The organism is Paenibacillus sp. BGI2013, assembly GCF_002843485.1.
GTDB classification, from domain to species: Bacteria; Bacillota; Bacilli; order Paenibacillales; family Paenibacillaceae; genus Paenibacillus; species Paenibacillus amylolyticus.
The window spans coordinates 302727-317869 of record NZ_PJFA01000005.1; the positions used below are offsets into that span (position 1 = coordinate 302727).

At 45.9% G+C, this 15143-nt stretch carries 9 protein-coding genes; 8 read left to right on the plus strand and 1 reads right to left on the minus strand.

What is annotated here, in order from left to right; genetic code table 11:
• Positions 1-35 precede the first annotated feature (35 nt).
• From CXK86_RS15175 to CXK86_RS15210, 8 genes are all read left to right on the plus strand, one after another.
• Complete coding sequence (locus tag CXK86_RS15175; RefSeq protein ID WP_101313983.1) at positions 36-2375, plus strand: beta-galactosidase; 2340 nt, start codon at positions 36-38, stop codon at positions 2373-2375.
• A gap of 417 nt (positions 2376-2792) precedes the next feature.
• Positions 2793-3725: a glycoside hydrolase family 5 protein gene (locus CXK86_RS15180; RefSeq protein WP_373888067.1), complete on the plus strand. Its 933-nt coding sequence runs from the start codon at positions 2793-2795 to the stop codon at positions 3723-3725.
• A 179-nt stretch (positions 3726-3904) separates the two neighbouring features.
• On the plus strand, positions 3905-5974 hold the full coding sequence (locus CXK86_RS15185) for a bifunctional aldolase/short-chain dehydrogenase (RefSeq protein ID WP_101313985.1): 2070 nt from the start codon (positions 3905-3907) through the stop codon (positions 5972-5974).
• Between the two features lie 19 nt (positions 5975-5993).
• Positions 5994-7265, plus strand: a complete 1272-nt coding sequence (gene rhaA, locus CXK86_RS15190) for an L-rhamnose isomerase (RefSeq protein WP_101313986.1) — start codon at positions 5994-5996, stop codon at positions 7263-7265.
• Positions 7266-7423: 158 nt separating this feature from the next.
• Positions 7424-9097 carry a ribonuclease J gene (locus tag CXK86_RS15195; RefSeq protein WP_101313987.1) on the plus strand — a complete coding sequence of 558 codons (1674 nt, stop codon included), beginning with the start codon at positions 7424-7426 and terminating at the stop codon, positions 9095-9097.
• 242 nt (positions 9098-9339) lie between these two features.
• Positions 9340-10323, plus strand: coding sequence for a LacI family DNA-binding transcriptional regulator (locus CXK86_RS15200; protein WP_036670711.1), 984 nt, complete (start codon positions 9340-9342; stop codon positions 10321-10323).
• Positions 10324-10470: 147 nt separating this feature from the next.
• Positions 10471-11946, plus strand: coding sequence for a glycoside hydrolase family 32 protein (locus CXK86_RS15205; protein WP_101313988.1), 1476 nt, complete (start codon positions 10471-10473; stop codon positions 11944-11946).
• A 26-nt stretch (positions 11947-11972) separates the two neighbouring features.
• On the plus strand, positions 11973-13955 hold the full coding sequence (locus CXK86_RS15210) for a sucrose-specific PTS transporter subunit IIBC (protein WP_101313989.1): 1983 nt from the start codon (positions 11973-11975) through the stop codon (positions 13953-13955).
• Positions 13956-14141: 186 nt separating this feature from the next.
• Here the strand turns inward: CXK86_RS15210 and CXK86_RS15215 are convergent, their stop codons facing one another.
• Positions 14142-15041: a manganese catalase family protein gene (locus tag CXK86_RS15215; RefSeq protein ID WP_101313990.1), complete on the minus strand. Its 900-nt coding sequence runs from the start codon at positions 15039-15041 to the stop codon at positions 14142-14144.
• Positions 15042-15143 lie beyond the last annotated feature (102 nt).

Here is a 15143-nt window from a genome sequence, read left to right on the forward strand (position 1 = left end):
CACATCCCATTTATATCGAAGGAGTTATATAATCCATGAATGATACTATAGCAGGTAGCCAGATTCGTTTCATATTGGATGCGGAAGATAAAGAGATTCGTGCGGGTCGCATGACTGGCAGTGGCGGCAAAAGCCCACGAGGGGAATCGTATGATTTTACAAACTATTATATGACTCGTAATGCTAAACCCCATATTCCGGTGGTAGGTGAGTTTCATTTCTCCAGATTCGCTTACTTGCAGTGGGAAGAAGAATTACTGAAGATGAAGGCAGGCGGGGTGAGCATTGTCGCTTCCTATGTTTTCTGGAATTTTCACGAGGAGCAGGAAGGCGAATTTAATTGGTCAGGAAATCTGAATTTGCGGCACTTTGTGGATCTGTGTGGCAAACATGAGCTGCCTCTGATCGTACGAATTGGTCCATTCTGTCATGGGGAAGTGCGTAATGGTGGAATGCCGGATTGGTTATTCAGTTATCCATTCGAAGTCAGGTCGAACGATGAAGGATATCTGTATTACGCCAAGCGATTATACCGGGAGATTGCTCGTCAGCTCAACGGCTGCTTTTATCAGGAGGGTGGCCCTGTTATCGGGGTACAGTTGGAAAATGAGTATATGCACGCTGGCGCACCCATGGATGCCTGGGGGTATACCCGCGAAAAATACATTACCTCCGGCCGGGATGGACGAGAACATCTGAAGATGCTTCGCCATATTGCCGAAGAAGTCGGTATGAAGCCGATGTTCTATACTGCCACGGCCTGGGGCAATGCTGCGGTGCCTGAAGAAGGAACATTGCCTATGCTAGCGGGGTATGCGTACACACCATGGATTCCCAATCAGCCTCCAAGCCGGGAGTATTTATTCCGGGATCTGCATATGAATCCTGTGGAAGAAGTGGATTATGACAGTCTGGAGTACCCTGCTGCGTATTGCGAGCTTGCTGGAGGCATGCAGGTCAGTTATCACGCTCGTCCGGTTGTTGATGCGGACAGTGTCGAGGCGATGACCATTGTGAAACTTGCGAACGGCAGCAATCTGGTTGGGTATTATATGTATCACGGGGGGACCAATCCGATAGGCAAAAATTCATATATGAACGAGCAGGCATTGCCGAAAATGACGTATGATTACCAATCGCCACTCGGGGAATTTGGGCGTGTTGGTGAATCGTATGACCGCATTCGTACCTTGTCCATGTTCCTGGAAGGATACGGTGAGTTACTTGCACCAATGGGCTGTGTTGTACCGGATGGTCAACAATCTATAACCCCGGAGAACACGTTGGATCTGCGTTGGTCTGTTCGGCAACAAGATGGTTCTGGATTTCTGTTCATGAATAATTATCAGGATCATGTGGCGATGCCTGATCGTGATATCCAATTGGAGCTGCATACCAGCAAAGGGACTGCTTCTTATCCCAGAGAAGGAACGATGCGGCTGAAATCCGGCACGGCGGCCATTCTGCCTTTCCATATGAATCTGAATGGAATGAAGATCATTAGTGCTACCGTTCAGCCACTGACCCGATTTATGGTAAATCAGGAGCTTACGGCTGTCTTTTATGTCCATGATGGCATGGCGCCTGAGTATGTTATTGATACATCATCTGTTACAAATGTGGATATGCCTGAAGGTACAGTATCGGAGCAGGGGAATGAAGTTGTGATACATCCGATTGCCGGCAAGGACCATCATCTGCGAATCACAACATCGGACGGTATAATCATACGAATCATTACATTGACCCGTGAAGAGGCATTACATGCCTACCGTTTCCGTGTGGGCGGAGAAGAAAGGCTTGTAATTAGCAGCAGTCATCTGTATGTACAGAATGAGATGCTCCTATGTACATCTGTGGAGCAACCAGAGATGGAGGTATCCTTTTATCCGGCTCCAGAGCATGTTTCAGCTTCGAAATATGCTGTGTCATCCCAGTCGAAGCAGGGAATATTCGGTACGTATACATTCCAAGTTTCGCCTTACGAGCCTGCTGTAGAGGTTGATTATCCGAAAGAGTATGCAGCAACACTGAGATTGGACACAGCGTGGCCGGAACAAGTAGATGACGTGTGGATTGAGATTGATTATGAAGGAGACGTTGCAACAGCACATATTCATCATCAGATGTTAACGGATCATATTCACTATGGATGCAGCTGGATGCTTGGTTTGAAGCAATCCCGTCATTTGTTGGCTGATCACGCGCTTCGTCTGTCTATAACCCCAATTCGAAAAGGGACGACTGAGAGTTATGTGAATCAGGCTTATGTGGAGCGGTTTGAGGGCGTGGAGATTGGAAAGTTTAATGAAATTCGGGTGAGACCACAGTATCGGGTTGGTTTGATATTGGCGGGAGTTAGAGAAGACACTTAGTCTAAATCAGGAGTTAAACAAAATAACAGATTAACAAGATTTAAACAAGAGTTAACTTTCGTTAAGAATACAGAGGGTTCTTTCTCCGAACGATTGTGAGGGGAGAGAACCTTTTTTTGCTGTGTTATGTAAAAACAAATGTTTCCTAATCATGGTAAAAAGATCTTGACTGGTAAGCGTTTTCAATTTATTATAACTTCATAACCTTAACGATAAAGTTTATTTAAACTAAATAACATAACTTAAATAAAGTTAATTGTTATTTATTTAATAATAAAAAAACTTCTATGACCAACGATTTTAGTTAACTTCTTGCCTAGAGCAGGGTTAATTGAAATAAAAAAAACAAATACAGGAGGTTCCAAACGAATGGTTAATCTGAAAAAGTGTACAATCTTCACGATTATTGCTGCTCTCATGTTCATGGTATTAGGGAGTGCAACACCCAAAGCATCTGCTGCTACGGGTTTTTATGTAAGCGGTAACAAGTTGTATGATTCCACAGGCAAGGCTTTTGTCATGAGAGGTGTTAATCACGGACATTCCTGGTTCAAAAATGATTTGAATACCGCTATCCCTGCAATCGCCAAAACAGGTGCCAATACGGTACGCATTGTTCTTTCGAATGGTAGCCTGTACACCAAAGATGATCTGAACGCTGTTAAAAATATTATTAATGTGGTTAACCAAAATAAAATGATAGCTGTACTCGAGGTGCATGACGCCACAGGGAAAGATGATTATAATTCGTTGGATGCGGCAGTGAACTACTGGATTAGTATTAAGGAAGCTTTGATTGGCAAAGAAGATCGGGTAAGCGTCAACATCGCCAATGAATGGTATGGAACGTGGAATGGAAGTGCGTGGGCTGATGGTTACAAAAAAGCCATTCCGAAACTCCGAAATGCGGGAATTAAAAATACGCTAATTGTGGATGCAGCCGGATGGGGACAGTTCCCTCAATCCATCGTGGATTATGGACAAAGTGTATTTGCAGCCGATTCTCAGAAAAATACTGTGTTCTCCATTCACATGTATGAGTATGCTGGCAAAGATGCTGCAACCGTCAAAGCCAATATGGAGAATGTGCTGAACAAAGGATTGGCTCTGATCATTGGTGAATTCGGGGGATATCACACAAACGGTGATGTGGACGAGTATGCCATTATGAGATATGGTCAGGAAAAAGGGGTAGGTTGGCTTGCCTGGTCTTGGTACGGAAACAGCTCCGGTCTGAACTATCTGGACATGGCCACAGGTCCGAACGGAAGCTTAACGAGCTTTGGCAACACCGTAGTTAATGATACCTATGGTATTAAAAACACTTCCCAAAAAGCGGGGATTTTCTAATCCACCGATGACACAGGAACACTCTGACGTTCACGTCAGGGTGTTTTTTTAATAAAATGGCTTTATCTATAATGACTTTTGAATATTTCCGTTTGGTTTTAAAATATTTTGTTTTCAAAATAAAACAAAGATGTTAAACTCGGATTAGGAATAAAACAAACATTATCGGAGGGAAACAAATGGTACAGAGTTTATGGAATGCATCGCAGGCATCTGAGAAAACAACAGGACTTGAGCAGTTGGTTTACCGATCCAATCTGATTGGATCTGATCGCAGTGTATGCAACATCTACGGTGGTAATACGTCTACCAAAACGACAGTGAAGGATTTTCGGGGTCGTGATGTAGAAGTAATGTATGTGAAGGGAAGCGGCTCAGATCTGGGTTCCATGGAAGCGAAACATTTTACCGGACTTGGGCTCGAAGACATTCGACCATTAATTGAACGTGAATCCATGTCGGATGAAGAGATGGTTGAATATTTGGGACATTGCATGATTGATGCCAAGCACCCGCGCGCCTCTATCGAGACTCTTCTGCACGCGTTCCTTCCATATAAACATGTTGATCATACGCACCCGGATGCGATTATCAGCTTGTGCTGTGCACATAACGGCAAGGAGTTGGCCAGAGAGATCTACGGTGATCGTTTTGTATGGGTGCCTTACGTACGCCCTGGGTTTACGTTATCTAAAATGATTGCTGAAAGCGTATTCTCGAATCCCAATGCCGAACTCGTACTGATGGAAAAACACGGACTTGTCACTTGGGGAGAAACATCCGAGGAATGTTACGCTCAAACGATCAAGATTATCAATGAAGCGGAAGCATTCATTGAAGCACGGGTGGACGAAGGAAGTTTGTTCGGTGGTGTGAAACACCCGGCACTCGCCGCTGATGTTCGTCGTCAGATCGTATCACGCGTGATGCCAACGATTCGTGGAGCGGTATCGGATAGCAAAAAAATGATTTTGTCCTTTGACGATCAAGAGGACGTACTTGCTTTTGTGGGCGGAGCAGATTCCCCGGAATTGTCTCAGGTGGGTGCAGCTTGCCCGGATCATCTGGTACATACCAAAGTGGTACCTCTGTTCATCGATTGGACACCGGATGCGGAAGATATTGAAGGTTTAAAAGCCAAGCTGGTAGAAGGTGTGGCTGCCTACAAAGAGCAATATCAACAGTATTTTGAGAGCAACAAAAACGAAGGTGATGTTATGTTCGAAGCGGCACCTCGCGTTATCCTGATTCCTGGTGTGGGCATGATCAACACAGGCAAGAGCTGGGCGCTTTCCCAAGTAAGCGGAGCGTTGTATCACAGAGCCATTGCTGTTATGCGTGGAGCTACTAGCTTGGGTCAATTCGTATCGCTCAGTGCAAACGAGTCTTACAATGTGGAGTACTGGCCGCTGGAATTGTACAAATTGTCTCTGGCTCCGGCAGAAACCGAATTCTCCCGTAAAGTGGCGTTTATCACAGGTGGAGCAGGCGGGATCGGAAGTGAAACAGCACGCAGATTGGTATCTGAAGGCGCACATGTGGTGCTTGCTGATCTCAACCTGGAGGGCGCACAGAAAGTAGCACAGGAAATCAATGATCAATACGGTGCTAATCGTGCTTATGCGCTGAAAATGGACGTAACCGATGAGGAAGCCGTTCAATCTGCTTATGCTGATGTTGCGGTGCAATATGGCGGAGTGGATATTATTGTGAACAATGCAGGATTGGCCACATCCAGCCCATTTGACGAAACATCCCTGAAAGAATGGAACCTGAACATGAATGTACTGGGCACAGGGTATTTCCTCGTGGCTCGTGAAGCGTTCAAGCTGATGAAACAGCAGGGTATTGGGGGAAGCATGGTATTTATCGGGTCCAAGAACTCGGTGTATGCAGGTAAAAGTGCTTCTGCTTACAGCTCAGCGAAAGCGCTGGAAGCACATCTGGCACGTTGTATTGCAGCAGAAGGCGGAGAGTATGGCATTCGTGTCAACACGATTCTTCCAGATGCCATTCTACAGGGTTCAGCGATCTGGAACGGTTCCTGGAGAAACGAACGTGCAGCGGCATATGGGATTGAACCGGATCAATTGGAAGAGTATTATCGCAAACGGACGACATTGCTCGTGAATATCTATCCAAGAGATATTGCAGAAGGAATTGCATTCTTTGCTTCTTCGAAATCCGAAAAAACAACCGGTTGCATGATGACCATTGATGGCGGTGTACCGGCAGCATTTACACGTTAAATTAGGAGGGTTCTTGCGGATGGATAACCAAGTCAAGCAAGCGTATGAAGCAGCCAAGGCATTGTATGCCCAGCACGGAATTGATACGGACGAGGTACTGAACAAACTCGCGGAGATCAAAGTATCCGTACACTGCTGGCAAGGCGATGATGTCAAAGGTTTTCTGAATAAAGATGGAGAGTTAACAGGTGGTATTTCGGTTACAGGTCAATATCCGGGGGCTGCGACCACACCTGCAGAACTTCGTAACGATCTGGAGCAAGCTTTTGCTCTGATTCCCGGCAAACATAAGGTCAATCTGCACGCGATTTACACGGATACAGACGAGCAGGTTGAACTGGATCAGATTGAGCCAAAGCATTATGAGAACTGGGTGAAATGGGCCAAAGAACAAGGACTTGGTCTGGACTTCAACCCAACATGTTTTTCCCATGAAAAATCAAGTGACGGGTTCACGCTCAGTCATCCAGACCCTGAGATTCGCAAGTTCTGGATTGATCACTGTAAGGCGTCCCGCCGGATTGGTGCTTATTTCGGGGAACAACTTGGTCAGACTTGTGTAACCAATGTATGGGTACCGGACGGATTCAAGGATAATCCGGTTGATCGGTTGACACCACGCAAACGTCTCAAAGAATCGCTGGATGAAGTATTCGGCGAACCACTTAACCCGGAGCACAACCTGGACGCGGTAGAGAGTAAGTTGTTTGGTCTCGGTTCGGAAGCATATGTGGTGGGTTCTCATGAATTCTATATGGGTTACGGTTTGCAAAATGATACGTTAATCTGCCTAGATGCGGGTCATTTCCATCCAACAGAGGTTATTTCTAATAAACTGTCGTCCTTGTCTTTGTTTACAAGTGGAATTCTGCTTCACGTAAGCCGCCCGATGCGTTGGGATAGTGACCATGTGGTAATTATGGACGATGAGTTGCTGGAAATTGCTCGTGAACTGGTTCGACATGATCTGCTTGCGACCACACATATTGGATTGGATTTCTTTGATGCAAGCATTAACCGTGTAGCTGCATGGGTTGTGGGGACTCGCAACACGATCAAAGCCCTTCTCCGAGCGATGCTCGAACCAGTGGATGCCTTGAAACAAGCCGAATTGGAAGGGGATTACACGTTGCGTCTTGCCTTAACGGAAGAGTTCAAATCCTATCCGTTTGGCGCGATCTGGGACTACTATTGTGCTCAGCAAGGCGTTCCAGTTCGTGAAAAGTGGATCACCGATATCAAAACCTATGAACAAGACGTATTACTACAGCGTGATAAATCATTGGTGTAACCGCATTTATTTTTCGTATAAACCACTATGGAATGAAAATTCCGTGGTGGTTTTTTTGGCATAATCACGCTGAAATGCATAACTGAGGCGATTGCTTCCATACTAGGAATATAGATCCGTATCGTATACGATTGCCACGCAGAGGAGGAATAATAGAGTTGAATCTAGCCCACAACAAACTGTATATCGCTGCACTTGGCGGCGTGAATGAAATAGGAAAGAATATGTATTTTATCCAGTACCATCAGGACATCATCGTGATTGACTGTGGTTCGAAGTTTCCTGATGAGACCTTGCCTGGAATTGATCTGATCATTCCGGATGTAACGTATCTGCTGGAGAACCTGGATAAAGTAAGGGGTCTTGTGGTTACCCATGGACATGAAGATCACATTGGTGGCATTCCGTATTTGTTAAAACAAATGAACATCCCGGTGTATGCATCCAGACTCACTCGTGGGCTGATCGAACTTAAACTGAAAGAGCATGGGTTGCTGCGCAAGGCCGACTTGCATACGATCGATGCTCATTCCAGCATTACGCTGGGAGGGATCGAGGTTTCCTTTTTTGCAACCAGTCATAGTATACCGGATTGTCTTGGTATCTTTTTTCAGACCCCAGTAGGCAATGTTGTGCATACCGGAGATTTCAAGTTTGATATGTCGCCTGTACATGGACCATTCCCTGATCTGCACCGTATGGCCGAGATTGGCAAACAGGGTGTCCATATTTTGCTCTCCGAGAGTACCAATGCAGAAAGACCCGGATTTACACCTTCCGAGCGTGTTGTGGGAGATCACATTCTGGATGCCTTTATCCGTGCAAAACAAAAAGTATTCATCTCGACCTTTGCGTCGAATGTCAGCAGGGTACAGCAGATTGTGAATGCAGCATTCGAGACGGGCCGCAAACTGGCACTGTTGGGCAGAAGTATGGTGAATGTGGTATCGGTGGCCAGTGAATTGGGGTATTTGCAAGTTCCTGACGGATTGTTGATTGAAGCTATCGATTCGGATCAGTTTCCACCTGAACAAGTTGTTGTATTATGCACCGGTAGCCAGGGAGAAGCGATGGCAGCATTGTCACGTTTGGCATCCGGTAAACATCCTCACGTAAGAATTAACGCCGGGGACACGGTCATTATTGCTGCCGGAGCCATTCCGGGCAATGAACGTAATCTTGCACATGTAATTGATAACCTGTATGTTCTCGGAGCACGTGTGATATATGGTTCAAGTGGTGCAGCTGGGATGCATGTCTCCGGACATGGCAGTCAGGAAGAACTCAAATTGATGCTTACTCTGATGAAACCGGATTATCTGATTCCGATCCACGGTGAGTTTCGTATGTTGTATCAACACAGACTGCTTGCTGAATCCGTAGGTATAGAGCGTGATCATGTGTTCATCGTGAATAATGGGGATATGGTCCAGTACAAAGACGGCATTGCTTCGCTGGGTCCCAAAGTTGCATCAGGAAATAGTCTCGTAGACGGTCTGATCATGGGTGATGTCGGCAATATTGTACTTCGCGACCGCAGGCAACTGTCCTCCGATGGCATGCTGGTGATCGTGACTACACTGAGCAAAACGGAAAAACAGATGGTCACGTCACCCGAAATTATCTCCAGAGGGTTTGTATTTGTTAAGGATTCGGAAGAATTCATGCATGAGATCCATGAGCTTGTTCTAAACCGGATGGATGAGTTGACCGGGGCTGGGGTGAATCAGTGGAATGTGATCAAAAGAAAGCTGAAAGACGAGATTGGTCACTATATTTACGCTCAAACAAAGAGAAGACCTATGATCTTGCCAATTATTATTGAGGTCTGAGTCAGCAGGGCGAGCGTTCTTATGTTAGTGGTCTGTGCAAACATGTAAATGGAAGCTTAACAGCCTGATGAATGTCGGATCATACTTCGGTATGTACGTCACATTGCCATCGGGCTTTTGTTGTTTATTCGGAGTTGTACAACGTGATGTGTATTAAATGGAGTTGAATCAAATTCGCCATGGGTTTGCGATTCGAAGTATAATAAAAGGTAAACTAGCTAATAGAAATAAGAGGAGTCTTTATGAATAAAACGATTTCTGATATCGCTCAGATGGCAGGTGTGGCAAAAAGCACGGTCTCTCGCTTCCTGAATGGCGGATCGGTTAGTGAGGATACACGCCAGAAGATTGAGCGTATTATCAAACAATACAATTATGTTCCCAACACATTTGCACAGAGTCTGAAGGCTAAGAAGACCAGCATTATCGGTACGGTTGTGCCACGTCTTGATTCGTTTGCAACATCACAGACATTGATTGGAATTGATGAAGAACTGCGGAGTAATCAGTACCAGATGCTTATCGCAAATACAAGTCAGGACATGCAGCGCGAGATTGATGCCATCTATGATTTTGCACGACAGAAGGTATCGGGTATTATTTTACTGGCTGCTGAAGTGACTGAAGCACATCTGAAGGCCGTTGAGGATATACGGATTCCGGTGTTATTGGTAGGGCAGCAGCATGAGCAATTGCACAGTCTGGTTCACAATGATGATCAGGCAGGTTATGAGATGGGCAGATATGTCGTCGAACAGGGTCACCGCAAGATCGTGTATATGGGGGTTAGCGAGAAGGATCGGGCGGTAGGAATCTATCGTAAACAAGGGTTCCAGCGAGCAATCGCCGAGTGTGGTGGATGTGAAGTGAAGTATTATGAGACAAGCTTTAAGATGTCGGAAGCCATCGTTACCGCTGAAGCCATTCTGAAAGAAATCACACCAACGATCATTGTAGGGGCCACGGATAATATCGCACTGGGTGTGATGAAGATTGCGTTCTCCAATAAAATCCGCATACCGCAAGATTTGTCTGTTACGGGATTTGGCGGATATGATATTACGGAGATGATTCACCCCACGCTGACGACTGTGAAATATCATTATTTGCAGGCAGGGAAAGTAGCGGCGAATCACATTATTCGACTGGTCAAAGGCGAGTCGGTGGAGGAACGAACAACACTGGACGTAGAACTAATTCCTCGAGAAAGCGTTGACAAATTATAAAAACATCCTTTATGATAATTCCATCGAACCGGTTCCATTATGAATATCCAATGCGGATATGCGAACACGGGCAGGCACTAATGCCATATGGAATTATTTTTTTGCGCCCAATGGAACCGGTTCCTATATTTTGAATGGAGAACAGCTATGAAAATGACTAGAGAGCAACGCTACAGACGAATTGAGCAAGCGGAGCCTGGAGAGATTGCGAAGCTTGAAGCACAGATATCCGTATGTCCTTGGAGACAAAGTTATCACATTCAGCCGATAACAGGTCTGCTTAATGATCCTAACGGCTTTGCATATTATCAAGGCTATTATCATCTGTTCTATCAGTGGTTTCCACTTGGGACAGAACATGGCATGAAATACTGGTATCATACCCGCTCGAAGAATCTGGTGAACTGGGAAAATGTCGGGATTGGAATCGAACCGGGTGGCAGGTATGACTCACACGGAGCTTATTCCGGTAGCGCAATTGAAAAAGACGGCAAGCTGCACTTGCTGTACACGGGCAATACCAGAGATGAGGATTGGGTCAGACATCCGTATCAATGCTTGGCAGTTATGGATGAAAGCGGTTCAGTAACCAAACTGAATGATCCCGTGATCTCGTCTGTGCCAGCCGGATACACGGAACACTTTAGAGATCCCAAGGTGTGGCAACAAGGAGACACGTATTATGGTGTCATTGGTGCGCAGAGAACAGATGAGACGGGATGTACAGTGCTGTATCGCTCCATTGATCTGAACAACTGGGAGTTTCTTGGTGAAATTCGCACGCAGTTAACCTCCTTTGGTTACATGTGGGAGTGCCCGGATTATATGGAGATAGACGGGAAAGGTGTACTTGTCTTTTCCCCACAAGGCTTAGACGCTGCGGGAGATCATTATCAGAATATTTTTCAATCCGGTTATCTGATCGGTGAGCCGCTCAATCTCCAGACGAGAGAGTTCAATCATGGTGAATTTCAGGAGTTGGATCGTGGATTCGACTTCTATGCGCCGCAGACAATGCAGGGCCCGGACGGAAGACGTATTCTGGTTGGGTGGATGGGACTTCCCGATCTGGAATATCCGACAGACTATAACGGTTGGGCTCATTGCCTCACCATTCCTCGGCAGTTATCACTCCGAGATGGGAAGTTAATCCAACAACCGGTTGCAGAGATGGTGCAATTACGTCAGCAGGATAAAGACACACATATTCGCGCAACAATTGACAATGAGAGTCGATCTTTCACTGGTATTAATGGGATTGCCTATGAGCTGATATGTGAGATAAGCCATGTAGAAGCAGAGGTTGTAGGCATCGAATTCCGGGCAAATGGAACTGAAAAAACGGTTCTTCTGTATGATCGGATTCAGCAGAAAGTTGTCTTGGATCGGACGATGTCTGGTACTGAGTTGGCAGAGCAGAATGGCGTTGTACGACAGTGCACACTTACTGCGGAAGTGATTAAGTTCCATCTGTTCGTAGATGCATCTTCAGTCGAGGCCTTTGTGAACGATGGGGAAGAGGTCTTTACCAGCCGCATTTTCCCAAGCCGGGACAGCGTGGACATCCGTTTCTTTACACGCGGAGGCAAAGCTGATTTTGAAGCAACTCAATGGCATTATTAAGTATTACGTGAGAGGAATGAGATAACATGTCGGAGAATCAACGAATTGCCCAGGAAGTCATTCATGCCATCGGGGGCAAAGAGAATATCGCATCATTTGCACATTGTGCAACACGTCTTCGCATCATGGTGAAAGATAAAGAAAAAATTGATCAGAAAACGGTCGAGAACATCGAGAAGGTGAAAGGCGCTTTTTTCAACTCAGGTCAATATCAGATTATCTTTGGTACGGGAACAGTGAATCGAATCTTTGAAGAGGTTGAGAAGCTGGGCATCGAAGGAACGTCCAAGGATGATGTGAAGAGTCAGGGGAAAAAGGAAGGAAACGCTTTTCAGAGGGCTATTCGCACGTTTGGTGACGTATTTGTACCCATCATTCCCGTTCTGGTAGCTACAGGGCTGTTCATGGGATTGCGCGGATTACTTACCCAGAATGAAATTCTGGCGTTATTCGGTGCAACACCGGATGATATCTCGGCCAATTTCCTGTTGTTCACTCAGATCCTGACGGATACGGCCTTTGCATTTCTGCCTGCACTTGTAGCGTGGTCCGCATTCCGCGTATTTGGCGGAAGTCCGGTACTTGGTATCGTACTGGGGCTAATGCTGGTCAATCCAGCATTACCCAATGCTTACGCGGTGGCAGATGGATCAGCACAGCCGCTGCATATGTTCGGTTTTATACCTGTCGTGGGTTATCAGGGATCGGTTCTGCCTGCGTTCTTTGTAGGTTTGATTGGAGCCAAGTTTGAAAAGGTATTAAGAAGACGGGTACCCGAGGCACTGGATTTAATTCTGACTCCTTTTATTACGTTAACGGTTATGATCACACTTGGACTATTCGCGATTGGTCCCGTATTCCATTCCCTAGAAGAGTGGGTGCTGCATGGAACAACTGCCGTATTGGATCTTCCGTTTGGCATCGCAGGTATTATCATTGGATTCTTCCATCAGATTATTGTTGTTACCGGTGTACATCACATCTTTAATTTCCTTGAGATTCAACTACTGGAGAAAACGGGATTCAATCCGTTCAACGCCATCATTACCTGTGCCATGGCAGCTCAAGGAGCGGCTTGTCTCGCAGTCGGTCTGAAGACCAAAAATATGAAACTCAAAGCACTCGCATTACCTTCTTCCTTGTCCGCATTTCTGGGCATTACGGAGCCAGCGATCTTCGGAGTTAACTTGCGTTATATGAAACCATTTATTATGGGACTTGTTGGTGGTGGTGTGGGTGGTTTCATCGCTTCCTTGTTCCATCTGCAGGGTACAGGCATGGCTGTAACGGTTATTCCCGGTACACTGCTCTATCTGAACAGCCAACTGCCGTTGTATATCTTGTCCAACGTAGTTGCCATGGCGATTGCATTTGCACTTACCTGGTTCTTCGGATATAAGGATCAACCGGTCGCAGAAGAATCGGTGAGCCATGAGAACAGTGGAGTAACATCAACTGAAGTTAAAGCAGAGGACTCTAATCCGCGTATTAATTCAGTTACCGATGCCGTTACAAGCAATCGTCCTAAGGTAGATTTTCTCGAAATCGCTTCGCCAATGAACGGTACCGTCGTTGCTCTGGAGCAGGTTCCTGACCCGGCGTTCTCGGAAAAACACATGGGTGAGGGCATTGCCATCGAGCCATCAGAAGGAAAAGTGTACGCACCGTTTGATGGAGTCATCGCACATGTCATGAACAAGAGTAAACATGCGGTGATTCTGGAGCATGAGACGGGTGTACAGATGTTGGTTCATATCGGAATTAATACGGTTGGACTAAAAGGGAACGGTTTTACCGCGCATGTGAATAGCGGAGATCGTGTAACTGCAGGTCAATTGTTGATTGAATTTGACATGGATGTCATTCAGTCTGCGGGTCTGCCTTTGATTACACCTGTGTTGATCCCAAGTGGAAACGAAACGATAGCAACTGTTACAGCAACCTCAACAGGTCATGTTCAAGCCTATGGGGAAGCAGTGCTGGTAGTGAAATTTACTGAGCCACAATAGTGGCACGTTATAAGGGGAATGGGAGAGATGTATCTCTCCCATTTCCCTTTTTTGTGTACAATCGTATGAAATTAAAGAAACAGATCATCGGGGATCTAAGTAATCCAAGTGAGTTAGCACGCAAGAGAGCACCATTTTACGATTATCCAATCGACACCCTATGAAAAACAAACGTTAATTGTGATCCTACAGGCCAGCGTGACGTTTCAGTCGCTCGGCAATCTGCATTAGATCTTCCGCGGATATTCCTGGCGCAAATTCTTCCGGCAGATCAGGTAACTCAGGCACTGGCCCTCCATAACCTGGCAAGCCGGCAAAAGCCTCCAGTTTACCGCCATCGGTTGGGTGTGTTCCTTTCCAGATTTGTGCAATGCCCTGATAATCCTTGTCGCTGAACGTGTACAACCTGCGGTGCTCACCCTTCGCTTCCCACTTACGTGTCGTTTCAAAAGCTTTATTATCCAGTCGCGGAATAGGGAACATCTTTGTTACATCAACGCCCGTTGCAATTTCCAGTGCCTTGGCATACGCAAGAACGTGCACACCGCCGCGTACAAGCAGATAACCTGTCATTTCTCGGGCTGTTTTGTTGTCGGTCATTTCGTAGACTCTCATTTTGTGGGTTCTGGCTCCGCACTCAAGAAAGAAATTATGCAGCAGATCAAAGATCAGATTGCCACTGCTCACGACATACGAACCATTCCAGGGTCTTCCCATGGAGTCATAAGGGAGCGCTGTCTGAGCCGATTCGATAAAGTGTGACGTCATCCGTGCGTCTTTGCCTACACGCAGTGGTGTGGAGTCTGGAGCACCTGGTGATGTTGAACCTTCAAGCATGAGGTTAATTGTATTGGCGACAAGTTCGACATGGCCGAATTCCTCCGCAGTAATACTTGCAACAATGTCATAAAAAGGACGCAGCTTGGATCTGCCTCTGAAATTAAATGACTGAAACATATAGTTATTTAATGTTGACATTTCCCCGAACTTTCCACCAAGTAACTCCTGAACTGCACTAGCTCCATTAGGATCCGGATTATTGGATATGGGTAGTTCGATGGCAAGACGGTCTACACGTTTAAACATGACATTTCCCCCTCAGTCCTAGTTACTGTAAAAGTATGAAGGGTTACTTGTACGTTATTCGGTCGTTGGTGAAACAAAAAAACGTTCTGCCAGAGCTTAAAG

Coding starts and splice junctions, on each gene's coding strand:
- CXK86_RS15175 (WP_101313983.1), top strand. CDS start 36: ATGAATGATACTATAGCAGGTAGCCAGATTCGTTTCATATTGGATGCG.
- CXK86_RS15180 (WP_373888067.1), top strand. CDS start 2,793: ATGTTCATGGTATTAGGGAGTGCAACACCCAAAGCATCTGCTGCTACG.
- CXK86_RS15185 (WP_101313985.1), top strand. CDS start 3,905: ATGGTACAGAGTTTATGGAATGCATCGCAGGCATCTGAGAAAACAACA.
- rhaA (WP_101313986.1), top strand. CDS start 5,994: ATGGATAACCAAGTCAAGCAAGCGTATGAAGCAGCCAAGGCATTGTAT.
- CXK86_RS15200 (WP_036670711.1), top strand. CDS start 9,340: ATGAATAAAACGATTTCTGATATCGCTCAGATGGCAGGTGTGGCAAAA.
- CXK86_RS15205 (WP_101313988.1), top strand. CDS start 10,471: ATGAAAATGACTAGAGAGCAACGCTACAGACGAATTGAGCAAGCGGAG.
- CXK86_RS15210 (WP_101313989.1), top strand. CDS start 11,973: ATGTCGGAGAATCAACGAATTGCCCAGGAAGTCATTCATGCCATCGGG.
- CXK86_RS15215 (WP_101313990.1), bottom strand. CDS start 15,041: ATGTTTAAACGTGTAGACCGTCTTGCCATCGAACTACCCATATCCAAT.